Here is a 24,184-nt window from a genome sequence, read left to right on the forward strand (position 1 = left end):
CCGTCACATCGATATGGGACATGGGGTTCCGTAGGTCATACATGGATCGCCATGCGGTGGACGGCCTCAGCGGCCTCGCCGATGGCCTCCGCAAGCGTGGGATGCGCGTGTATGGTCCTCGCAAACTCCGCAACGGTCATCTTCATCCGCACTGCCATCGTGGGTTCGGGAATGAGCTCGGTGGCATGCGGGCCGACGATGTGGATCCCGAGGATCCTGTCAGTGCTCCCGTCGGCGATGATCTTTACAAACCCCTCGGCCTCTCCCATGGCAAGAGCCTTGCCGCTCGCCGTGAACGGGAACTTCCCAACTCTTACGTCGAAGCCCTCCTCCTTGGCCTGCCGTTCGTTCAACCCGACGCTTGCCACCTCAGGCGAGGTGAAGATGGCGCTCGGCACGGCCGCGTACGACATGCGCCTGTCGGCGCCCGCTATGTTTTGGGCGGCAACGATCCCCTGCGCCGATGCCACGTGTGCGAGCATTACCTTGCCCACCACGTCTCCGATGGCGTAAATACCTGGGACATTCGTTGCCATCTGGTCGTTCACGACCACCTCGCCCCTCTTACCGATCTCAACCCCCGCATCCTCGAGACCAATGCCCTCGGAATTGGCCCTTCGCCCGACGGACAAGAGCACTCGCGCCGCCGAAAGGCGCTCCCCGTTATCGAGGACGGCCACGGCCTCGTCCCCCTCAACCGCGATGCGCTCGATCTTGACGCCGGTGCGAACGACGACCTTCCGCTTTTTCAAGGAATCCGCCACGGCCGCAGCCGAATCCGGGTCCTCCATCGGCAGTATCGTTGGCATTATGTCAACCACTGTCACCCGGCTGCCCAGGCTCGAGAAGATGAACGCAAACTCGCACCCGATGACCCCGCCGCCCACGATGAGAAGGCTCTCGGGCACATCCTGGAAATCAAGGGCTTCATCGCTGGTGATCACAACGCGGCCGTCGTACCCAAAGGATGGAAAGATCACAGGCTTGGAGCCGGTCGCGATGATTATATCGCGCGCTCTTACCTCGGCCGGCCCCTCTTTCGCGTCGACTTCGATCCGCCCGGGACCCATCATCCTGCCGGTACCCGCGATGACCGCAACCTTGTTCTTTTTCAGGAGAAAACCTATTCCAGCCCGCAGCCTCGCGACGACCCGGTCCTTGCGCGCCACCATCCTATCGAACCGCGCCCGCGCTTCACCCCCGCCGCAGTCGCCGCCTTGGCCGCCGAACTCCACGCCGAACTCGGCGAGGCGTTTAGCTGTTTCGAGCGCCTGCACGCTCGCCACGAGTGCCTTGGTGGGAATGCATCCCCTGTTCAGGCAAGTCCCACCAAGCTGGTCCTTCTCAATGAGACACACCGACCGTCCGAGTTGCGCTGCCCTGATGGCCGCGACATACCCACCTGGGCCTCCGCCCACAACCGCCACGTCGAACTCGGCCAACATCCAACACCTCTTCCCAATGAGCGGTCTCTCGCGCGCGCCGCCCCTTCCTGTCAAGCCCCCGCCTTAGGGCTGCGATGTATAAACCCGCGGCACACGCTTGCTTATGGCGCACACCACTTCGTAGCTTATGGTTCCCAGTCTATCAGCCACGTCTTCGGCGGTGATCTCCTGGTCCCCCTGCGTGCCTATGAGGACCACTTCTTCTCCTACCTCGACATCGAGGCCCCCTGTGTCCACCATGCACTGGTCCATGCACACCCGCCCCACTATAGGGAACCTCCTCCCCCTTATCAACACCTCGCCTCGGTTCGAGAGGCCGCGCGAAAGGCCGTCCGCGTACCCCACCGCGAGCGTGACGACGACCGTGTCTTCCCTCGTGACGTACGTCGCGCCATAGCCTATCGGCGTGCCGGCAGGCACTCTCTTCACGAAGCAGGCGCGTGTCTTGAGGGAAAGGGCGGGACGTATCTCCATCTCTCTCTTCAGCTTCTGAAATCTTTCGGTGCTGAATGGCGAGAGGCCGTACATGAGAATCCCCAATCTCACGAGGTCTAGCCGAGCCTCAGGCATGTCCAGACACGCTGCGCTGTTCGCGGCGTGCCGAAACTGCACATCCACTCCGGCGGCTCGAAGCGCGTCGATCACATCCATAAACCGCGACAGCTGTTCTCGCGCGAACGACTTGTCATCCGAGTCGGCCGTGGCGAAATGGGTGTATATGCCTTCGACCTCGATGTTCGGCAGCATCGCCACGCGTCTCACGAAGCTTGGGGCTTGTCGAGGCAAGACACCGATCCGGCCCATGCCGGTATCCACCTTGACGTGGCATTTGCCCTTTTTCCCTTCCTGAGTGGCAGCCACGGACAACGCCTCGGCGAACTCGTACGTGCTCACCGTGCAGGAAAGGCTGTACCGCAGAGCCCGCCGCGCCTGGCTCGGAAAGAGCTGCCCCAGGACGAGGATCGGGGCAATGATCCCGCTCTTTCGGAGCACCACACCTTCTTCTACAGAGGCCACGCCGAGCCATGTGGCACCGCTCGTGAGAGCAGTCGTCGCGACCTGGACGGCACCGTGGCCGTAGGCGTCGGCCTTCACCACAGCCATTATCTCCGGCCCAGGGCCGATCCTCTTCCGGATCGCCGTTATGTTCCGCCCGATGACAGCGAGGTTTACCTCAGCCACGGTGGGCCTGTCTTGCTGGTCCTCCCACATCCATCTCACCTCTCTCGCCGGCCGAGCTCGGGCTCTTAAGGCCTGCGAGCCTGACCAGCGCCTCGGGCACAGACTCCAGGATGTCTCCGGCGATCATACCCATCTCTCCGCGCCTTGCCGCGGCGATGTCACCAGCCAACCCATGCACGTATGTACCGAGGACGGCCGCCTCGAAAGCGCCGACGCCTTGGGCGAGAAGGCCAGCGATCAACCCTGTGAGCACGTCCCCGCTTCCCGCGGTGGCCATTCCCGGGTTCCCTGTCGGGTTTATGAACACTTCTCCCGAAGGTGCGGCTATCACGGTTCGCGCGCCTTTCAAGACCACGACCTTGCCCCACTGGCTGGCAGCCTTCACAGCAACCGCGAGCCGATCCCTCTTGATCTCCTGGACCGACAGCCCAGTCAGCCTGGACATCTCCCCTGGGTGCGGCGTGAGCACAATGGGAGCTTTCGAGGTCTTCAGAGTCCCCGGGTCCTGCGCTATCGCGTTGAGAGCGTCCGCATCGATGACCGCCGGCACGGAGCTCGTCATCACTATGTTTCGGACGAGCTGCGCCGTCTCGCTGTGCATCGAGAGCCCAGGGCCCATCGCGAGCGCCTCGGCACCTCTCAGAATGCCATCGATGAGCGCCTGGGCTTGCAACGACACGCTCCCGGACTCGGTCTCAGGCAGCCCGCGCGTTATGACCTCGGTGAGCCGCGAGTGCATGATACCCTGCAGGCTCTTCGGCACCGCCAACGTCACCAGGCCCGCGCCGGACCGCAAAGCGGCCAAGCTGGCAAGAGCCGCCGCCCCTGCCATCCCCTGGGAGCCCGCCACCACGAGCACCCTGCCAAAGGTCCCCTTGTGGGAATCGGGGTCCCGCACGGGCAAATGGCGCCGGATCTCATCGGCTATGGAAAGGTTGAGCTTGAGCCGCTCGTCCGTGAGATAGGCCCGAGGAATACCAATGTCTGCGACTATAAGCTCGCCGGCGTAAGCTGCGCCAGGGTACAAAAGGAGGCCGGCTTTGGGAAGACCGAATGTAACGGTGTATCCGGCCCTGACGCACGTTGTGGAAACCCTTCCGGTGCTTGCGTCGAGCCCGGAAGGCACGTCCACCGCCACCACCGGCCGCCCGGATTCATTGATCGCGTCGATCACCTGGCCCAGGTATCCGTTGATCTCGCCCTGGAACCCGGTCCCGAAGATGGCGTCCACAACCACGTCGGACACGGATACGGCGACCCGTGCCCTGTGGACGTCCTCCGGACCGATCTCCTCCGCGTCGACTCCCATGTGTCCGAGGACGTCGAGGTTGGTTCGGGCATCGCCCCTAACCTCGTCACGTTTCCCAAGAAGGAAGACCTTCACCCTGACCTGGGAGTTCACGAGGTGGCGCGCGGCCACGAACCCGTCACCGCCGTTGTTGCCTTTGCCCGCGAACACGCACACCCGACGTCCGGCCATGCCCTCGAGAAGTCGTTTGACCGCGTCGGCCACAGCCCTTCCCGCGTTCTCCATGAGGACTATGCCAGGGATGCCTGCCTCCTCTATGGCCTTCCTGTCGATCTCGCGCATCTCGTCAGACGTGACAACCTTCAAGCTTTCCACCTCCGACTCCAGCTCCGAGGGCGACGGCGACAGCCACGGCCGTGTCCCGGGTGTGGGCTATGCTCACCTCGACGTGAACGACCCCGAGCCGGGCGGCTACCTCGGCCGCTCGTCCGGTCAGACGAACACGGGGCTTGCCGGAGGGTTCCTCGACGATCTGCACCTCGCTCCAACCAAAGCCGCGTACCCCCGTGCCCAAGGCCTTGGCCACCGCCTCTTTGGCCGCGAACCGGCCGGCGAGACCATCGTAACGCCCGCCGCGCTCGCCCGCCGCGCACCCCATCTCTTCCGGGGTGAACACCCGGCCGACCAGTCTGTCGCCTTTACGTTCCATTAGTTCCCGGATGCGAGCCACCTCTACGATGTCCACGCCCAAGCCCACGACGTCCGTCGAACTCACCTCACTCGACCGTGACGCTCTTTGCGAGGTTCCTCGGTTTGTCCACGTCGCAGCCCCTGGCGACCGCCGCGTAGTATGCGAACAACTGAAGCGGGATCACTGCGAGAACTGGGGCCAGGTACGGGCTGGTCCGCGGGATATAGATGACGTGGTCCACGGACTTGCAGATCTCCTCGTCGCCATCCAGAGCCAGGGCGACCACGGTTGCGTCGCGCGCCTTCACTTCTTTGATGTTGTTGAGCATCTTCTCGTACACGTCACGCTGGGTCGCCAGCGCGATGACAGGCACGCCCTTGACCACGAGTGCCAGCGTTCCGTGCTTCAGCTCTCCCGCTGGGTATGCCTGCGCGTTGATGTATGAGATCTCCTTGAGCTTGAGGCTCCCCTCCATGGAGACCGCGTAGTCCAGGCCCCTGCCGATGAAGAACATTTGCTCCGCCCCATGGAGCTTCTGGGCGAGCTCCCGCACGACGCTGTCTTGGCCAAGCAGGATCTCCTCGGCGTACATGGGGAGCTTCTCCATCTCCCGCACGATCTCCTGCTCTTCTTCAAGGGTGACGGTGCCCCTGCGCCTCCCGAGCCCCACCGCGATGAGGGCAAGCGCCACGAGCTGGGTCATGTACGCCTTGGTGGATGCTACAGCGATCTCTGGGCCTGCCCAGGTATACAACACGTCGTCGGCTTCGCGAGCCACGGAGCTTCCAACCACGTTTGTGACGGCGATGACGCGCGCCCCCCGCCTTTTCGCCTCTCTGAGCGCAGCCAGGGTGTCGGCGGTCTCCCCGGACTGGCTCACAACGATCGTGAGCGTCCTCGGCGTGACCATCGGATCCCTGTAGCGAAACTCGCTCGCCACATCAACCTCCACCGGTATTCGCACCAGCCGCTCGATGAGCTTCTTGCCCACGAGACCTGCATGGTACGCCGTCCCGCACGCGACTATGAATACCTTGTCGGTCCTCTCGAGGTCGGCGGCGGTGATAGGTATCTCGTGTAGGTTCACGGTCTTCGCGCCCTTGTCGATCCTGCCGGTCAGGGTGTCCTGAATGGCCCTAGGTTGCTCGTGGATCTCCTTGAGCATGAAATGGGCGTACCCGCCTTTCTCCGCCATCACGGGGTCCCACTTGACATGGACGACCTCCTTCTTGACCTCGCGGCCTTCGAGGTCTTGCACGGTCACGTTGTCCTTCGTGAGGATCGCCACCTCCCCGTCCTCCATGACGATGACCTCTCTCGTCGCCGCCATGACCGCGGGGATGTCGGACGCAAGGAAATTCTCTCCCTTCCCGAGGCCTATGATGAGCGGGCTGTCTTTGCGGGCCGCCACGATGCAGTGGGGGTCGCGCCGGGATATCACGGCTATGGCGAAAGAACCCTGCGCCCTGCACAAGGCCTGCCGCACCGCGCTCGCCAGATCTCCGTTATAGTACTCCTCAATGAGATGTGGAAGCACCTCAGTGTCGGTCTCCGACCTGAACACGTGACCTCGCGCCTCGAGCCACTCCCTCAGGACAAGGTGGTTCTCGATGATCCCGTTGTGCACCACAGCAAGCTGACCCTTGCAATCGCTATGAGGGTGAGCGTTCACATCCGACGGCCTGCCGTGCGTCGCCCAGCGCGTGTGCCCGATCCCCACCGAGCCCGAGAGGACCTCGCCTTCGAGTTGGGCTTCCAGCTTCGCCAGCCTTCCCTCGGTCTTCCTCACCTCGATCGATGTGCTTCCCATCACCGCAATGCCCGCGGAGTCGTATCCGCGGTACTCCAGTTTTTTCAAGCTCTCAATGAGAATAGGGGTCGCTTGGCGCGGCCCGATGTAGCCGACTATCCCACACATGGTCTTGCTCCTTTCACACACCTGGACACTGGAGGGGAAAAGACCAGCCGCCACGTTCGGACGAGCGGCCCCTGGAATTCAGCCAAGAGCCTCGCTAATCGCCCTGGCAACGTCCTCTACGACCTCTTGCACAACCTCGCGGTCAGGGCCCTCCCCGAGGATCCTGATGAGCGGCTCCGTGCCGGACGGTCGTACGAATATCCTGCCGTCGTTGCCAAGGCGCTCCGCGGCACGGGCGATCGCGCCTTCGATCGCGGCATTGCCCGTGAGCCCGCTCTTGTCGCGCACCTTCACGTTTACAAGGATCTGCGGGAAAGTCTGCATCCACGCAGCGAGCTCCGAAAGGCGTTGCCCGGTCTTACGGAGAACCGAGAGAAGCGCGAGCGCCGTGATCGCGCCGTCCCCGGTCGTGCTGCGGTCCAGGAAGATGATGTGCCCGGACTGCTCTCCTCCAAGCACAATGCCTCTGTTACGCATCTCCTCGAGCACGTAGCGGTCGCCCGCCTTGGTGAGAATCACGGTACCCCCCTCGCGCTCGAACGCTTTCACGAGACCGAGGTTGCTGTACACTGTGGCCACTATCGACTTGAACGGCAGTTTGCCCTGGCGCAGGAGATGGAGTCCGCAGATAGCCATGACGTGGTCCCCATCCACCACACGGCCGGTCTCATCCACCGCGATGAGCCTGTCAGCGTCTCCGTCGTGGGCAAGCCCGAGGTCGGCGCCGACCTCCTGAACGGCCCGGCATACAGCCTCCGGATGAGTCGAGCCGCATCCCACGTTGATGTTTGTGCCATCGGGGGTATCGTTTATCGTGATGACGTCCGCACCGAGTTCCCGAAGCAACCTCGGCGTGATGGCGAACGCCGCGCCGTTCGCGCAATCCACAACTATCCGAAGCCCCTCAAGGCTGACGTCGCACGTTCTCTTCACGAAATCCACGTATCTGTCCTGCGCGTCGATGACGTCCACGGCGCTCCCGACGCTGCAACCAGTGGGCCTGGGCAGGGAGTCTTCTATCTCAAGCCGCACGTTTCCATCCCTATCCAGGATGTAACGCTCGATCTCGTCTTCCTCATCGTCGGAAAGCTTGAAACCATCGTGTGAAAAGAACTTGATCCCGTTGTATTCGACGGGATTGTGGGAAGCCGAGATAACGGCCCCGGCGTCAGCTCCAAGGTTACGCACAAGAAAGGCCACGCCTGGCGTCGGCACCACTCCCACGCGTAGCACGCGGGCCCCCACGGACATCATGCCTGCCGTCAAAGCGGCCTCGAGCATGTCTCCGGACAGCCTGGTGTCGCGACCTACCACGATGGCCGCGGCACCATTCCCCTTTCCGCGTTTCGCCGCGACCACGGCGGCGCCAGCGCGGCCCAGCTTGAACGCCAGCTCCGGGGAAAGCGCGCCGTTTGCCACGTCGCGCACCCCATCAGTGCCGAAAAGTCTCCCCATCCGTCCTATCCTCCCACTGTCTCATAATGTTTGGATCGAATCCCTCGGCCGGTGGAAATCCTGGAGTTCCACGAGGAGCACAGAAGAGCGGTGTTCTGTCGCCTCACTCGGTCGGCGTCAAGGTGCGGGCGCAGGCTTAGGTTGCAAACCCACGCCTTCGTCGCTGCTCGCGGTGAGCCCGCCGGAGCCCTCACCAGGTAGTCCGGCGGCGCCGGCTCCTTGCCCTTGCCTCTCATCCGTCGTGGGGCTCGTCCCGCTCTTCAGTTCCACAGGCACGCTCACTCGGACCGTCGCGGGATATATGCTGACTCCCTCCACCGGCCCGCCGCTCCCATCGACTGGCACCACTGCAACGTCCCTCGAGACGGCCGCCGATACCCCGGACACGTCTATCTGCGCCAAAGCGCTCCTGACCGTCTCGACCCTGCTCCTCGGCCCGGCTACTGTCACGGATCGCGGCGTGGAGCTGGGCGGGAGGGGAATATAGCCTTCGGTGGGAAAACCAACGAGCGCCACGGTTACAGGCATGTCTCTGCCGACGACCGCCTCCACCGTCACGCTGGTGCTCGCGGGCATCACCTCGATGACGCTCACGCCTTCTGGAACGGAGGTCTGCACCCTTACGCCGTGCTCGCCCTCCCCACGCCCGGCCACGGATACGAAGGCCTTGGCCTTGGAGCCGTCCAAAGGCTCCACGAGCTGCCTCGGGCCGCGAACGCGAAGCTCGACGTCCTTCGGCTTTGCGGTCACTATGAGATTCGCGGCCACCCCCCGGACCTCGAGGCCCACGGTGACGATCTTCTCCACCGTATCCCCCTGCGTGCGTTTGATATCGGCCCCTGCCACGAACCACACGACGATGGCAAGCAGGAGCGCAGCTATCCTGAGGTGCAGGTCGCGCGTCACCGCCAGTCTCACGTCGCACGCCCCCTCAGCCAGCTCGGAATCGCCTGCCTGGCGCGGCCGGGTTCCAGCAGGTCTTCGAGCTTATCCCTCAGCGCCCCTTCGTCAAGGTAGCGAGTCAGCTTGCCGTTGAACGCCAGCGAAATCACGCCCGTTTCCTCCGACACCACCACGACGGCCGCATCGGACTGCTCCGTGAGGCCGAGAGCAGCCCTGTGCCTCGTTCCGAGCCTCTTGCTCACCGCTGGGTTTTCGGTAAGTGGCAGATAACAGCCTGCCGCCACGATCCTGTTGCCTTTGATGATAGCTGCACCGTCGTGAAGGGGGGTGTTGGGCGTGAATATGTTCACGAGAAGCTCGGAAGAGACCACTGCGTCGATCTTCGTGCCGGTCTCCATGAGGTCTGCGACACCCGTCTCTCGCTCGATCACAATGAGCGCCCCGACCTTTTCCCGGGCCATCATGGCAGCGGCCCGCGCCACGTCCGAGATCAGCTTCGCTGCGTCCTCTTTGCCCAGGAAACCAAAGGGTCCAGCGAAAAGACTCCCACGCCCGATCTGCTCGAGGGCCCGGCGCATCTCCGGCATGAACACGATCGGCAGAGCCACAAAGAGCATGGTGATGGTCTTTTGCAAGAGCCAGTATACGGTGCTCAGGCCGAGGAGGTTACTCAGCATCGTGGCCACAAACAGAATGGCGATGCCCTTCAACAGGGACACCGCCCTTGTTCCCCGGATGATCACGAGAATCTTGTATATGACGTACGCCACGATGAGGATGTCCGCTACCGCACTGACAGCCTGCCTGGCGTTTATCTTGGCAAGGTCCTCGACGAACCTTGCCAGGCTGATTTCGAACGGCATGGGCCTCCCCCTCGGCTCCGGTCCTGCTTCCAGCCTCCGTCACAAATATAATACTATACGTTTACATTCGCTCGCGCAAGGCTTCGCGACTGACATTGGGTGGTGTCTGGGCAGGCACCTCAGGCATCTCTAGCAATTCATGCCAAAGAGGCACAGCGTGCCCCGCGCGCCCGCGCCATAGGCAAGGAAGAGGACGCACCGTGCCGCCCACCGAATGAGTGAGGCTCGCGCCATGCGGCACGCGGCAGCCGACATGGCTCGCGGCCCGCTTGAGTGAGGGTGCGCGAAACCGGTGAGCCTCCCAGGGGCTGCCACTCCCGGCGCTCCCGGCGGCGGCGTGGTTGGCTTCAACGCGCCGAGGTGGCGCAATCCGGGGTAATCCCGACAACCTCATGCGCGAGTGCGAGTCCTCGCCCTTTTTCGGGTAGTTGCCGGGTTGCCGGGTTGCCGGCGTTGCGCTCGGGACCACGCCACAAGCAGGGCGTCTTGACAAAGCCCGGCCGTTTGGCTGGGAAACCGGGTCTTGACCGTCCTCGCGCAATCGCCGGCAACGCCTTCCACGCTCTGGAAGCCTTTCTACGCGGGGCTGTTGGTGCTCCCCAAATCAGGACAACACAGCGCAGGTGAACCGCGCAAAACCACCGTCATGCCCAACTGAGCCAGCAACTACCGCGGCTACCGGGGCATCTCGGTGATCGTCTGCAGCGTCACCTTGGCCTGCGTCATGCGCCGAACTTCGCCAGCTTGAGGGCATGCGCCATGGCCAGCGGAAGCACCCCGAGGGACGGGAATGTGCCGAGTGTCCCGCCGGCGCAAGCCGTCTCGCCGAACCCTGAGACTCTTTCAGGCCTGACCCACTTTGAGAAGATCAGGAAGGGCACGGGGTGCCAGCTGTGAGCCTTAAGGGTCGCCGGCGTGGAGTGGTCCCCGGTCACGACCAGGACGTCGGGCCCAAGCTCCAAGATGGCCGGGAGGTTCCGGTCGAAGTCCTCGATCACCTTGACCTTGCGTGCGTAGTCGCCGTCTTCGCCAGCGCTATCCGTCTCCTTGACGTGCAGGTAGAAGAAGTCAAACTTCGCGAAGTTCTCCCGGAGCGTCCTCACCTCGTCTTCTATGGTAGCCCCCGTCTCCAAGACCTGCATGCCCACCAGACGCGCTACGCCTCGATACATCGGATAGGTGGCGATCGCCGCGGGATTGAGCTTGAAAGCCTGGGACATGCTGGGGATGTCCGGGTGTTTCGCGAAGCCCCTCAGGAGGACCATGTTCGCGGGATGCTTGTCGCGAAGCACAGCCTTCGCCTTATCGAGCCACTGGTTAATGAGGGCGGCCGTGCGCTCAGCCTCTGGGGTGCGGGGCAGGGCAGGCTTGGGCTTCTCGCCCACGTGCTGCGGGTCGGTGTCCTCCACGTCACCAGAGAGCCCTTCGCCTCTGAACACCGCTACGAACCTGTGGAGCTTGCCGGGCTCGAGGATCACTTCGGCGCCGTCGATCCTGATCTCGCGGAGCATCTCGACAAGCTCACGGTTCTTCTCCGTGGGGATCCTGCCCGCGCGTCTATCGGTGATCACCCCGGACTCGTCCACCGTGCAGAAGTTGCCTCGGGCAGCTACGTCAGTCCGCTCGAGCTCGACGCCGACCCCGAGGGCCTCGAGCACGCCGCGGCCTATCTCGTATCTCAAGGGATCGTATCCGAACAGCGCGAGGTGGGATGGGCCGCTCCCCGGCGTGATCCCGATCCCAACCGGCTCCACCAGGCCGCAATTCGATCTCGCCGCCAGTGCGTCGAGATTGGGGGTGCGGGCGGACTCGAGCGCAGTTTTCCCCGTGTCAGGATGAGGAAGGCCGCCAAGACCGTCGACTATCGCCATGACGATCTTGGAATCAGTCTTCTGCGCCAAGTTCTTGATGACTTCGATGTGCACCATTCAACGTCTCTCCTTTCGAGGGGGTTCAACACCTACTACGTCTCAATCTACGCGTGATTCTATACGTGATTCGGTTTTCCTCCTCAAAGCGCAAGGACATACTATGCAGGGCGAAGCGAGGCGAAGGTGCATAGTGGCGGGGGCCCGGCGCCTTTCGTTCGAACAATCGCGGCCGGTCCTTCCGCAACGCGCGAGATGGCATTGTTTCCGCACCGTCGCTCGGCGCTCGGCGCCGCGCCACCGGCTCGGGGCCGGGGCGCGGCTCGAGCTGGGGGAGATCACACCATCACCCCCGGCATGGAAGCCTATTCGGGAGGGGCAGGGCACCGAGCTTGGAAGAAGAGCGCGGCCAGCAGAAGCAAGGCGGGCGGCTCGGAGAGCGTTGCGCCCCGGAAGAGCGCCTAGGGCGAGGCGGCAGCCAGCCCGGGCGTCGGCCTCCTTCAGCGGGCATGGTCCGAAAGGCGGGCGTGCGATCTGGAAGCTTCAGGTGGCGGTCGGTCGTATTCACGGTGGTTTGTTCCATCCTGATAGCGTTCGCGCTCGCGCGGGTGCTCCCTGTGCCGGCGGAACAGGTCGGAAGTGTGTTCTACGACATCTGGGGCGAGGTCATCACCTCGACTGTAGCTGGGATGCGCGTCCAGGTGCCTCTCTCGGCCATCTCACCTCGTCTGCGCGAGGCGGTCATCGCCGTGGAAGACGAGCGTTTCTACAAGCACCCCGGCATCGACCCTATCGGCATCGTCCGGGCCCTGGTCCGGAACCTCCGCGCGGGCCGAGTCGTGGAAGGCGGCAGCACCATAACCCAGCAACTTGCGAAGAACATGTTCCTGTCTCCAGAGCGAACATTGGGACGGAAGGCCGCCGAGCTCCTTCTCACGTTTTATCTCGAGCTCAAGTTCTCAAAAGACGAGATTCTCGAACGCTACCTCAACCTCGTTTACCTTGGGCACGGGGCATACGGGGTGGAAGCCGGAGCACGCCTGTATTTCGGCAAGAGCGCTCGAGATGTGTCTCTCGGCGAGGCCGCTATCTTGGCAGGCCTCATAAGGGGGCCGTTCTACTACTCGCCGTACCGGAACGCGCAAGCCGCTCTGGACAGGCGCGAGGTCGTGCTGGACAGGATGGTCTCAGCAGGATTCATAACCAGGGCCCAGGCGAAGGCGGCGGCGCGAGAGCCCCTCGAGCTCGCGGGGCTCGGCACCCGCGAGACCAGGGCCGCGCCTTACTTCATCGATCTCGTGATGGAAGAGGTCCTGCGCCGCCTTGGCGACGGGGGGAACCTTCTGTACTCCGGGGGGCTGAAAGTGTACACAACTCTCGACATGTCCATGCAGAGGGCCGCCGAAAAAGCGTTCGCGAAGGGCCTCGACGCCCTCACTCCCCAGCCACCCGCGCAGCCGGTCGTTCAGCCGCAGGGAGCACTCGTCGCCATCGACCCGACTTGTGGCCACGTGCGCGCGCTTATCGGCGGGAGAAGCTTCCGTGAGACCCAGTTTAACCGCGCAACTCAGGCCAAGAGACAGCCCGGATCCGCATTCAAGCCGTTCTTTTACGCGGCCGCCCTGGACAGCGGCTTCACGGCCGCGACCACGCTCACTTGCGAGCCCCTGACCTTCTGGTCAGACGGGACGCCGTACACGCCCACGGATTACGGCGAGTTCGAGTACCACTACCGCGGGCTCACGTTGCGTGAAGCCCTCGTCGTCTCGTGCAACGTGGTCTCCGTCCAGCTCGCAAACATCATCGGGCCTGAAAAGGGAGCCGAGTACGCAAGGCGACTCGGTATCACAAGCCCTCTGCGACCACACCTTTCTCTGGTCCTCGGCACGTCCGAGGTCTCACCGCTCGAGATGGCCGCGGCATTCGCGCCCTTTGCCAACGGGGGAAAGCGGGTCGAGCCCATGTTCGTTGTGTCGGTCAAGGACCGGCACGGGCGCGAGCTCTTACGGAATCAGCCGCGCGTAACGCAGGCGCTCGACCCGAGGACTGCGTTCATCATAACCGACATCTTGAGACAGGTCATAAGCAAATGGGGGACAGCCGCGAGCATCGCGGACAAGGTCACGAGACCCGCCGCGGGCAAAACCGGCTCCACTCAGGACTACGCAGACGCGTGGTTCGTGGGATACACCCCGGACCTAGTATGCTCCGTCTATGTCGGGTACGACGACCCTGCCACCCCTCTCGGAAAGTCGGGCGGGGCAGCCGCCGCGCCGATCTGGGCCGATTTCATCAACGACGCGCTGGCGGGCAGGCCTCCCACAGCGTTTCAGCGGCCCGCCGGGGTGGTCTCCCGGGAGATCTGCAACGACACCGGCTACCTCGCAACGCCCTTCTGCCCGAACACCCGATGGGAGGTATTCAAAGCCGAGGCGGTGCCCACGGAGACCTGCCCATGGCATGGCGGCACTGCGCCGGTCACGACCGGGCAAGCCCGGCACCGATCGCGAACCGGAGTATAGCCTCTGCCACACCGTTCCCGCTCTCACCGTCTGTGATGTAATCCGCCGCGTTCTTGACATCCTCGGTGGCGTTGCTCACCGCAACCCCCACGCCCGCAAACTCCAGCATCGATATGTCGTTCTCACTGTCTCCGACCGCCATCACCTCTTCGCGGGAGAGGCCGAGACGTTGAGAGAGGATCGCCAGGGCCGTCCCCTTCGATACGCCGGCGGCCGTAAACTCAATGTAACGAGGCAGCGAACGAACCACTTGAAGGCGGCCCCCGAAATACGCCTTGAGCTCGGGGAGTCGCCGGTCCACCCCCTCCTCTGACGCAATAACCAGGAGCTTCGTGGGAGGATGGTCCACGAACGCGCCTAGATCTCCCACGGCCACCGCCTCCACCTTGCAATGCGTCATGTACGCCAGCGCCTCGTCGTCGTAACGCTCGACGTAGAGGGTATCATCCATGTAAACATTGAGGTGCAGGCCCTGCCCCCTGGCGTAAGCTATGACCTCTCTTGCATGTTCCAGCGGGACAGGTCTATGGCTGATGATTTCGTGCGTCTTGGCTGTCTTTATGAGCGCGCCGTTGTACGCAACAAGCGGCGCGTCCAGCCCCAGTTCTTCCGCGAACGGGAGCGTAGCCCGGAACATTCGGCCGCTCGCGAGAGTAACCACGCAACCCGCTTCGACGGCGGCACGTATGGCGGCACGGGCGCGTTCCCCGATCTTAAGGTCGCTTCCGATGAGGGTGAGGTCTACGTCGATTGCAATGAGCTTGATCCCGATCTGAATCACCCCGCCCAAGGCGGGCCGCACGTCGGCGGCCCGCCCTTGGTTAGCGTCACAGGACTCGTGTTGCGTCCGTTTTCTATTCTCTATTCGCTTCCTCCGGGTTCCCTTGCCCGCACACGGCTAGTGGGCCCTGTCACGCACGAGAAAGCTCAGCACGCTGCTGCCGATGGAAAGGAGAATTGAAGCCAACACTGCGGGCCAGAAACCGGCGATGTAAAACCCGCCCACCAGCCTGGCAACGACCCAGAGCATGAACCCGTTGATGACGAACGTGAACAGGCCCAGCGTGAGCAGCTGGATCGGCAGGGACAAGATGATAAGGATCGGCCGGATCAGGGCGTTGACGATGCCGAGCACGAACGCCCCGAGGAGCGCAGGCAGCACGCCGCTCACCTGGACGGCCGGGCCCATGACATATGGGATAAGGAGCAGTATGATCGCGTTTATAAGGCATCTCGTAAGAAAACCCCTTGCACGCATGGTTTTCATCCCCTTTCCGGCACGCGCCGTGACCGACTCGCCCGACAGCTCGACCGCGTTCACCCAGCGTGATAGGATCGGGAGCGGCACCAGTCTTGGCTCGCCGGCGCACGCCAGGCTTCGCGGCGGGACCATACGACTCCCCGCTACACTAGGCGGATCGCGATCTCGGTTCCGCTGGCCCCTTCGACCACGTGGACCAGCGTGAACCTTCCCTCAAGCCTCAATGCCCTGACGATCTTCGCAAGAAAGAACAACAACGGGGCTGCGTCTCTTATGGAGAATTCGATGGAAAACCGCCCTTCCCTCTCTTGGTTGCGTCTCTGCCCGAGCGTCCGCCCGCCAGGCCACCGCGCCGGCGAGTCCGGATGCCCGCAACTTCCCGTCCCACCGTCACCCGAGAAACCGCCGTCCTTTCCCAAGTGCGCCCGCGTTTCCGCAGAAGAAATGGGGGACAAGCGAGAGACCACCGACATGAGCCATCCTGCCGATTCCAGGAGATCTTCGACCACAAACAGCGGGAAGATGATGGGGAGCGTCCATCTCCAACCCGGGAGCTTCAGTGTCGCAAGCAGGAAGAAAGACGGAAAGCGAAGCCCAGCAGCCCTCTCCCAGACCCGGCCAAGCTGCGTTTCCTTCCGCCGCGAAGAGAAACCGCTGTCGAAGGTCACCTCGCTCCTTTTGACTTGCCGCCCGAACTCACTCGACATAGACTTCCACCTTCGCCGTATCGCTGTCCACGTCCACGATCTTGCCGACCGTGGCGTCGGTGATGCTGGCGAGGATCTCCTCGAGGTCGATGTCCTGATCCTTGATCTCGTCGGCCACGTGCTTCGGGATGAATTTCATCGCCACTTTCACGAGACTGAGCGGGAGATTCACGTTCACCCTGGTGTTGTCCTCCGTGTCGAGCACGCGCACGCGTAGCATCTTGGCAGGCCTTCCCGCAGCTTGCCCGCCGGGCTGCCCTGGCGCCGAGCTCTCGAGGGCTTCGAGGAGCCTGAGCCCTTCATCTACGGAGATCTTGCCTTCCTGAACCATCGTCAGTATCTGCCTCTTCTCGTCAATCACCCTCATCGCCCTCCTCAAACTCGGAAATGCGTCCGGCAGGCGCGTTCCTTCTCTTCATCGCCATCTGGTTCTGGTCTTCACGCACTCCTCTCCCTCCCCGTCTCTGGGCTGCCAAGCGGCGGAACGTCATCGTTGTCATCGCTGTTTGAGGAGCTTGATCGCCTCGTCGGCGCGGATCTCGCCCTTGGCGAGCGATTCCAGGACCGCCTTGCGCCTCGTCTCGAGTTGCGCCTCATCATCTTTGTCGCGTTCCACGGGGTAGCCTAGCGCCTGGATGACCGCGTCAAGCCTACCGCGCACGGTCGGATAAGACACCCCGAGCTCTCTCTCCACTTCCTTGATGTTGCCGCGAGATTTGATGAAGATCTCCACGAAGTCCCTCTGCTCGTTGGAGAGCTGGCAGAACTTGCATGTCTCGAACCGACCCTCAATGGACGTGTCGCACCTAGGACACGACAGCCTCGTCACGTCGAGGGCTTCGCCGCACACGGGGCATCTGCCCAGAGCCCTTCGTCTCATCGTCTCACACCCCTCAATATCGTCAAGTCACACCTCAATCTCATTAAGTTGGGCATTAACATCATAAATCCGGCAGGCTCGGCTGTCAACGAGTCTCCAAGATCTTTTTTGCTGCGCCGCACGCGCAGAAATCACAATTCGTTCGGCAGGAAACCTGGGTGACATATCGAATGTATGTTCGTGCTGCAAACCGAAAACAACTATATGCTGGGCAAACTCATTTGGCACGAAACTCGAGCGGCGTTGCACTTGCGGCACGGGTGTCTTAGAATTGTACGGTGGGATGGGCGGCGGCACGGAACAGCCTGCGCAGTACGAGCCGCCATCAGGAGGCGGCGCGCTGCTAATGAAGGAATTCAAGCTCAGAACGGATCTAGAGCCTAAGGGAGATCAGCCGAGAGCCGCGCGCGAGCTCGCGGAGGGCATCAGGGCGGGCTATCGTTGCCAGACGCTCCTTGGGGCGACTGGCACCGGCAAGACGTTCACCGATGCCCTGGTGATCCAGGAAGTCCAAAAGCCAACGCTGGTGATCGCCCACAACAAGACGCTCGCAGCTCAGCTTTGCAGCGAGTTTCGAGCGCTTTTCCCGGAGAACGCCGTCGAGTATTTTGTCAGCTACTACGATTATTATCAACCAGAGGCGTACATCCCGCAGACCGACACATACATCGAGAAGGATTCGTCCATAAACGACGAGATAGACCGGCTCCGGCACGCTGCGACCAGCGCTCTCCTTGAACGGCGCGACGTCATTATCGTGGCGAGCGTCTCGTGTATTTACGGCCTCGGGTCCCCCGAGGACTACAAAAACCTCACCTTGACGCTTCGGCAGGGTGACGAGGTCGACAGGGATGCCGTGTTGAGGAAGCTCGTGAGCATTCAGTACGCGCGTAACGACGTCGGGTTCACGCGGGGCACTTTCAGGGTCCGTGGCGACGTGGTGGAGGTGATCCCCGCCTACGGAGAGAACGCGATGAGAATCGAGTTCTTCGGCGACGAGGTCGACCGCATCCTCGAGGTGGACGTGCTCACCGGCGAGGTGGTCCGGGACACGACCTCGGTAACGATATTCCCAGCGACCCATTTCATCACCAGCGACGAGAAGCTGAAAAGGGCCCTCGTCAGCATAGAGAGGGAGCTCGAAGACCGTCTTGCCGAGCTCCGCGCGGCCGGCAAGCTGCTCGAGGCTCAGAGGCTTGAGCAGCGCACCCGTTATGACTTGGAGATGCTGGCCGAGGTGGGCTATTGTCAGGGCATCGAGAATTACTCCCGCCACCTCACGGGAAGGCAGCCGGGTGAGCCGCCGGCCACGTTGTTGGATTACTTCCCCGACGACTTCCTCGTCATAATCGACGAGTCGCACGTGACCTTGCCACAGTTGCATGCGATGTACGCCGGTGACAGGTCGCGGAAGGAGAACCTGGTCGAGTACGGGTTCAGGCTGCCGTCGGCGTTCGACAACCGGCCGCTGACGTTCGAGGAGTTCGAACAGCGCGTGAACCAGGTGATCTTCGCGTCCGCAACACCGGGGCCGTACGAGCTCCGCGTGAGCAGCCAGGTTGTGGAGCAGATCATACGGCCGACCGGGCTTGTCGACCCCGAGGTCGAGGTTCGTCCGGTGAGGAATCAGATAGACGACTTGCTCTCTGAGATCCGCTCCCGGGTGGACGCGGGCGAGCGGGTGCTCGTGACAACCCTCACGAAGAAAATGGCGGAGGATCTCACGGACTACCTGGTGGACATGGGAGTGAAGGCGCGATACCTGCATTCAGAGATCGACACCCTGGAGCGCGTGGAGATCCTGCGGGACCTTCGGCTCGGCGACTTCGACGTCCTCGTGGGCATAAACCTCCTGCGCGAGGGCCTGGACCTCCCCGAGGTGTCGTTGGTGGCGATCCTTGACGCCGACAAAGAGGGGTACTTGCGCTCCGAGACCTCCCTCATCCAAACGATCGGGCGCGCAGCACGGAACGTCCACGGCAAGGTCATCATGTACGCTGACGTTATCACCGAGTCCATGAAACGCGCCATTGACGAAACGAACCGGCGACGCCGGATACAGCTCGAGTACAACAGGCGTCACGGCATAACCCCCGAGACTGTTAAGAAAGCGGTCCATCATATCGCGGAGTTCGCGAGGGCCGCTGAGGATAGACCCACGTATGGAGCTGCGGCGACGGTCGGAGCCAAGGGCCGCCGAGCGAGCCCGACGGGGGCCTTGTCCGCTGAGGGTCGGCCCCTGGATGAGTTCGAGGCGGCAGAGAGAATGTCCGATAAGGAGCTTGCAGCGCTCATCCGCGCCTTGGAGGACGAGATGCGAAAGGCCGCGCAGGCACTTGAATTCGAGCGCGCAGCCGAGCTACGCGACAGGATTCGCGCCCTTCGCCGCCGGTTTGCGTCTTGAACTACAGAGGCACGTGGGGTGCTCGTGCGCAGCGAGGGTGTCTTTTTCGGAGGAAGCCAGAAGTGGGAAAGCAGCAGATAGTCGTGAGAGGTGCGCGCCAGCACAACCTCAAAAACATAGATCTCGAAATCCCCAGAGACAGACTAGTCGTCATCACGGGTTTGTCGGGCTCGGGCAAGTCCTCTCTGGCGTTCGACACTATCTACGCTGAAGGCCAGCGTCGCTATGTAGAGTCGCTCTCGGCGTACGCCAGGCAGTTCCTGGGACAGATGGACAAGCCGGACGTGGACTACATCGAGGGGCTGTCACCGGCCATCGCCATAGACCAGAAGAGCGGAAGTCGGAACCCCAGGTCCACCGTGGGAACGGTCACCGAGATCTACGACTATCTGCGGCTTCTTTTCGCGAGAATAGGAAAGCCGCATTGTCCGAAATGCGGTAAGCCTATCACCCAGCAGACGGTTCAGCAAATCGTTGACCAGGTCATGGCGCTTGGCGAGGGCACGAGGGTGCAAGTCCTCGCCCCGGTCATCCGGGGAAAGAAGGGGGAGCACAGGAAGGTCATCGAGGACATCCGCAAGGAAGGTTTCGTGCGTGTGCGGGTCAACGGAGAAGTACGCGGGGTGGACGAGGACATAGCCCTCGAGCGCTACAAGATCCACAGCATCGAGATAGTTGTGGACCGCCTCATCATTCGTCCCGGCGTCGAGACGCGCCTCGCAGACTCGCTTGAGCTCGCCATGAAACGTGGCGAGGGGATAGCCGTGGTCAACGTGTTGGGAAGCGAAAGCAGCCGAGACCTCGTATTCAGTGAGAAGTTCGCTTGCCCGGACTGCGGGGTTAGCTTCGAGGAGCTTGCGCCGAGGATGTTCTCGTTCAACAGCCCTTACGGCGCGTGCCCAGAGTGCGCGGGCCTGGGCACCAAGGAGGAGATCGACCCAGAGCTTGTCCTCGACCTTGATAGGAGCATAATGGAGGGCGGCATTGTGCCCTGGGAGAGATCCTGGCAGGGCACTCGCAGCGATTACTTCGCTCGCCGGGTGATGGCCGTGTGTGAGCGGTTCGGGATAGACCCGTCCGTGCCGATAGGGCGCCTTCCCGGTGAACACCAGCGGCTCCTGTTGTACGGCGCAGGCAGGGAGAGGTTTCGGTATCAATACCACAATTTCGCGGGCGAGCTCGTGTGGCATGAGAGTTATTACGAAGGCGTTGTGCCGTACCTTGAGCGCCGGTACAGGGAGGCCCACTCGGAGGCTGCACGGGAGGAAATAGAGCAGTTCATCACGGCAAGGCCATGTCCGGCATGCCACGGTGCACGCCTCAAGCCCGAGAGCCTCGCGGTCAAGGTGGCCGGCAAGTCCATAGTGGAAGTAACCGCCATGTCGTGCTCGGAGGCGAGGGAGTTCTTCGACGGGCTCGTCCTGACCGAGCGTGAGGCGACCATAGCGAGGCAGATCCTGAAGGAGATCCGAGAAAGGCTGGGGTTCCTCGTGGACGTCGGGCTCGACTACCTCACCCTCGACAGAGCGGCAGGCACGCTCGCAGGCGGAGAGGCCCAGCGCATCCGGCTAGCGACGCAGATCGGGTCCAGCCTCGTCGGCGTCCTCTATATACTGGACGAGCCGAGCATCGGCCTTCACCAGCGCGACAACAAGCGACTCATCGACACCCTCAAGCGCCTTCGCGACCTCGGGAACACCGTGCTCGTCGTGGAGCACGACGAAGAAACCATTCGGGCGGCGGACCACATCATAGACATAGGCCCGGGGGCTGGCGCAGAGGGTGGGTACGTCGTGGCCTCGGGAACCATCGACGACATCATGGCCTGCGAGAGATCCATCACAGGGCAGTATCTCGCAGGCAAGCGGAGCATCGTGGTGCCGACACGGCGCCGTTCGCCGAACGGAAAGGCCCTCTTAATCAAGGGCGCGCGCGAACATAACCTGAAGAACATCGACGTCGAGATCCCGCTAGGAGTATTCGTCTGCGTCACGGGCGTCTCAGGATCCGGCAAGAGCACGCTCATAAACGAGATCCTCCATCGGAGGCTCGTCCATGAGCTTAACCGCGCCGCCGTCAAGCCCGGCGCCCATGACGCCATCCTCGGCATCGAACACCTAGACCGCGTTATCGAGGTGGACCAATCCCCGATCGGACGCACGCCCAGGTCGAACCCTGCTACGTACACCGGGACTTTCGACCTCATACGCGAGACCTTCGCGCTCACCCCTGAGGCGAAGGTGCGAGGCTACGGCCCGGGCAGGTTCAGCTTCAATGTCAAGGGCGGGCGGTGTGAGGCATGCAAGGGGGACGGCATCATCAAGATAGAGATGCACTTCCTGCCCGACGTGTACGTCCCGTGCGAGGTGTGCAGGGGCAGGCGCTACAACCGGGAGACGTTGGACATCAAGTACAGGGGCAAGAGCATCGCCGATGTGCTTGACATGCGCGTTGATGAGGCGCTGGAGTTCTTCAAGAACCTCCCAAGGATCCGCCGCAAACTCGAGACGCTCAACGACGTCGGGCTCGGCTATATCAAGCTAGGCCAGCCCGCCACGACGCTCTCAGGTGGAGAGGCACAGAGGGTGAAGCTCGCCACCGAGCTCGCGAGACGGAGTAACGGCCGCACCCTGTACATCCTAGACGAGCCCACCACGGGGCTTCACTTCGCCGACATCGAAAAGCTCCTGAACGTGCTGGGTCGCCTCGTGGACGCCGGAGATACGGTGATAGTGATCGAGCACAACCTTGACGTCATCAAAACGGCGGACTACATCATAGATCTCGGTCCGGAGGGCGGAGAGCGCGGCGGCACGGTCGTAGCATGCGGCACCCCGGAAGAGGTCGCGAGGTGTGAGCGGTCCTACACTGGGCAGTTTCTTAAGAAGGTGCTTGGGATATGAGCGCCCACGGGCTAGAGATAGGGTCCGGCACAGGGAACTTGAGGGAACGCCTCTACGAGAGGGTTAAGAACCTGCCTGACAGGCCTGGCGTTTACATCATGAAAGATGCTGCGGGCCGCGTCATATACATCGGGAAGGCGTCTTCCCTCAAGAACAGGGTACGCTCCTATTTTCAGTCCCCCGAGAGCCTTCCCAGGCGAACGCAGGTTCTTGTCGAACACATCGCCGACTTCGAGTACGTCGTCACCGACTCCGAGGTCGAGGCGTTGATCCTCGAGAACACGCTCATCAAGCGGCACCGCCCCCGGTACAACGTCCGGCTCAGAGACGACAAGACATACCCGTACATCAAGGTGACGCTGGCTGAACCATTTCCAAGGGTCATCGTCACGCGCAAGCTCGAAGAGGACGGCTCGCGCTACTTCGGACCATACCCTGATGTCGGTGGGATGCGGAGCACCCTGGCCTTTCTCAGGCGGCTGTTCCCGGTACGAGGGTGCTCGAAGAAGGTGTCCGAGGGCTCGCACGACCGGCCGTGCCTCAATCACCACATTGGAAGATGCCTTGCCCCGTGTGCCGGGGCCATAACTCGCGAGGCTTATGCGGAGCTCGTGAGGCAGATCGTCCTCTTCCTAGAAGGACGGCAGGACCAGCTTGTCCGCGAGATGAAGCGGCAGATGCAAGCAGCGTCGGACCTACTTGATTTCGAGACCGCTGCCGCTTTGCGCGACCGCATACGCGCGATGGAACGCGTCATGGAAAGGCAGAAAGTGGTCTTGGGATCCCGCAGAGACCTCGACGTTATCGGCTTCGCGCGAGACGAAAGCGAGGCCGAGACGTGCGTAGAGATATTCTTCGTCCGTGGCGGCAAGCTCGTGGGCCGAAAGCGATTCTTCATGACCAATTCCGATGAAACGCCAGACGCAGAGATGCTTGCGGCTTTCGTCAAGCAGTACTACCCGACGGCCACGTTCGTGCCGGGGGAGATCGTGGTGCAGTCGGAACTCGGCGACGACGCAGGTTCCATCGCTTCTTGGCTCGGCTGTCTCCGCGGCTCCAAGGTGGAGATCACCGTGCCGCGCCGCGGGGAGAAAAAGCATCTCGTGGACATGGTCCACGACAACGCGGTGCTAGGGCTGGAGGAGGCTCGCGCGCGAGCCGCACGCGCCGCGGACATGGAGGATGGTGCTCTCGCCGAACTCCAAAGCGCGCTCGGGCTTCCGAGGCTGCCGCGCAGGATAGAGGCGTTTGATATCTCCACGATCCAGGGCACTGATGCCGTCGGATCGATGGTGGTTTTCGAGGGCGGGCGACCGCTCAAGTCTGGCTACAAGCGCTTCAAGATCAAGACCGTGGGAGGACAGGACGACTTTGCAATGATGCGCGAGGTGGTTTCAAGGCGTTGCCGGAGGGCGCTGCGCCAACAGCAACAGGCGGAGCGGCACGGGGACCACGAGATGCGCGACCACCTCCCCGACCTCATGTTGATCGACGGAGGGAAAGGCCAGCTCAACGCGGCTCTTGAGGCGCTGCGCGAGTGTGGCTTGGCAGAGAGGATTCCGGCCGTGGGGCTCGCAAAAGAGCACGAGCTCGTGTTCATGGAGGGTAAGCCCGACCCCATCGCCTTGCCCAGAGACTCGAAGGCCCTTTTCCTCCTACAACGGGTGCGGGACGAAGCCCATAGGTTCGCCGTGTCATATCACCGCCAACTTCGCGCAAGACGCGCCACCCTCTCGATGTTGGAGGAGATCCCAGGAATAGGCAGGAAGCGTCTCAGATCCCTCGTCACAGCGTTCCGATCGGTCCAAGCCATGCGTGAGGCGAGCGTCGAAGAGCTGGCGAAGGTCCCGGGCATGACTCGCAAAGCCGCCCAGCGGGTCAAGGACGCGTTGGATTCGCTGTCGCAGCCATCATCGAACTCATAGGGGGATTC

At 62.6% G+C, this 24,184-nt stretch carries 18 protein-coding genes; 4 read left to right on the forward strand and 14 right to left on the reverse strand.

Going from position 1 to position 24,184, the window contains the following annotated elements; translation table 11 throughout:
• Positions 1-35: 35 nt before the first annotated feature.
• The 9 genes from lpdA to GX515_11845 all read right to left on the reverse strand — a co-directional run bounded on the left by lpdA (position 36) and on the right by GX515_11845 (position 11,634).
• Positions 36-1,445 carry a dihydrolipoyl dehydrogenase gene (gene lpdA / locus GX515_11805; protein HHY33678.1) on the reverse strand — a complete coding sequence of 470 codons (1,410 nt, stop codon included), beginning with the start codon at positions 1,443-1,445 and terminating at the stop codon, positions 36-38.
• A gap of 63 nt (positions 1,446-1,508) precedes the next feature.
• Positions 1,509-2,657, reverse strand: a complete 1,149-nt coding sequence (locus GX515_11810) for an alanine racemase (protein ID HHY33679.1) — start codon at positions 2,655-2,657, stop codon at positions 1,509-1,511.
• The gene (locus tag GX515_11815; protein HHY33680.1) at positions 2,620-4,242 is read right to left on the reverse strand and encodes an NAD(P)H-hydrate dehydratase; all 1,623 of its coding nucleotides are present in this window, start codon (positions 4,240-4,242) and stop codon (positions 2,620-2,622) included. The genes GX515_11810 and GX515_11815 overlap by 38 nt, the downstream gene beginning before the upstream one ends.
• A complete protein-coding gene (gene acpS, locus GX515_11820) occupies positions 4,223-4,633 on the reverse strand; it encodes a holo-ACP synthase (protein HHY33681.1) in 411 nt (136 codons plus the stop codon). Before acpS ends, GX515_11815 begins: the two co-directional genes overlap by 20 nt.
• A gap of 19 nt (positions 4,634-4,652) precedes the next feature.
• Complete coding sequence (gene glmS / locus GX515_11825; protein HHY33682.1) at positions 4,653-6,485, reverse strand: glutamine--fructose-6-phosphate transaminase (isomerizing); 1,833 nt, start codon at positions 6,483-6,485, stop codon at positions 4,653-4,655.
• A gap of 78 nt (positions 6,486-6,563) precedes the next feature.
• Positions 6,564-7,940 (reverse strand): phosphoglucosamine mutase, encoded by a 1,377-nt coding sequence (locus GX515_11830; protein HHY33683.1) that lies wholly within the window; start codon positions 7,938-7,940, stop codon positions 6,564-6,566.
• Between the two features lie 117 nt (positions 7,941-8,057).
• Positions 8,058-8,858 carry a hypothetical protein gene (locus GX515_11835; protein ID HHY33684.1) on the reverse strand — a complete coding sequence of 267 codons (801 nt, stop codon included), beginning with the start codon at positions 8,856-8,858 and terminating at the stop codon, positions 8,058-8,060.
• Positions 8,855-9,706 (reverse strand): TIGR00159 family protein, encoded by an 852-nt coding sequence (locus GX515_11840; GenBank protein ID HHY33685.1) that lies wholly within the window; start codon positions 9,704-9,706, stop codon positions 8,855-8,857. The genes GX515_11835 and GX515_11840 overlap by 4 nt, the downstream gene beginning before the upstream one ends.
• A 722-nt stretch (positions 9,707-10,428) precedes the next feature.
• Positions 10,429-11,634, reverse strand: a complete 1,206-nt coding sequence (locus GX515_11845; protein HHY33686.1) for a 2,3-bisphosphoglycerate-independent phosphoglycerate mutase — start codon at positions 11,632-11,634, stop codon at positions 10,429-10,431.
• A 467-nt stretch (positions 11,635-12,101) separates the two neighbouring features.
• Between GX515_11845 and GX515_11850 the strand changes: the two genes are divergently transcribed.
• A complete protein-coding gene (locus tag GX515_11850) occupies positions 12,102-14,096 on the forward strand; it encodes a penicillin-binding protein 1A (GenBank protein HHY33687.1) in 1,995 nt (664 codons plus the stop codon).
• Here the strand turns inward: GX515_11850 and GX515_11855 are convergent.
• The 5 genes from GX515_11855 to GX515_11875 all read right to left on the reverse strand — a co-directional run bounded on the left by GX515_11855 (position 14,053) and on the right by GX515_11875 (position 16,944).
• Positions 14,053-14,868: an HAD family phosphatase gene (locus GX515_11855; GenBank protein ID HHY33688.1), complete on the reverse strand. Its 816-nt coding sequence runs from the start codon at positions 14,866-14,868 to the stop codon at positions 14,053-14,055. The two genes, GX515_11850 and GX515_11855, sit on opposite strands and share 44 nt — an antisense overlap.
• A gap of 126 nt (positions 14,869-14,994) precedes the next feature.
• On the reverse strand, positions 14,995-15,354 hold the full coding sequence (locus GX515_11860; GenBank protein ID HHY33689.1) for a phage holin family protein: 360 nt from the start codon (positions 15,352-15,354) through the stop codon (positions 14,995-14,997).
• A 146-nt stretch (positions 15,355-15,500) separates the two neighbouring features.
• Positions 15,501-16,064: a hypothetical protein gene (locus GX515_11865; protein HHY33690.1), complete on the reverse strand. Its 564-nt coding sequence runs from the start codon at positions 16,062-16,064 to the stop codon at positions 15,501-15,503.
• Entirely contained in the window at positions 16,054-16,431 is a 378-nt protein-coding gene (locus tag GX515_11870) for a hypothetical protein (protein HHY33691.1), read from the reverse strand. Before GX515_11870 ends, GX515_11865 begins: the two co-directional genes overlap by 11 nt.
• 129 nt (positions 16,432-16,560) lie before the next feature.
• A complete protein-coding gene (locus GX515_11875; GenBank protein HHY33692.1) occupies positions 16,561-16,944 on the reverse strand; it encodes a DUF2089 domain-containing protein in 384 nt (127 codons plus the stop codon).
• Positions 16,945-17,290: 346 nt separating this feature from the next.
• Between GX515_11875 and uvrB the strand changes: the two genes are divergently transcribed.
• The 3 genes from uvrB (at position 17,291) to uvrC (ending at position 24,176) form a co-directional block, all read left to right on the forward strand.
• A complete protein-coding gene (uvrB, locus tag GX515_11880) occupies positions 17,291-19,348 on the forward strand; it encodes an excinuclease ABC subunit UvrB (GenBank protein ID HHY33693.1) in 2,058 nt (685 codons plus the stop codon).
• A 62-nt stretch (positions 19,349-19,410) separates the two neighbouring features.
• Positions 19,411-22,251, forward strand: coding sequence for an excinuclease ABC subunit UvrA (gene uvrA / locus GX515_11885; GenBank protein HHY33694.1), 2,841 nt, complete (start codon positions 19,411-19,413; stop codon positions 22,249-22,251).
• Complete coding sequence (gene uvrC / locus GX515_11890; GenBank protein HHY33695.1) at positions 22,248-24,176, forward strand: excinuclease ABC subunit UvrC; 1,929 nt, start codon at positions 22,248-22,250, stop codon at positions 24,174-24,176. Before uvrA ends, uvrC begins: the two co-directional genes overlap by 4 nt.
• The last annotated feature ends 8 nt before the right edge of the window (positions 24,177-24,184 follow it).

Source organism: Bacillota bacterium (assembly GCA_012842395.1).
Classification (GTDB): domain Bacteria; phylum Bacillota; class SHA-98; order UBA4971; family UBA4971; genus UBA6256.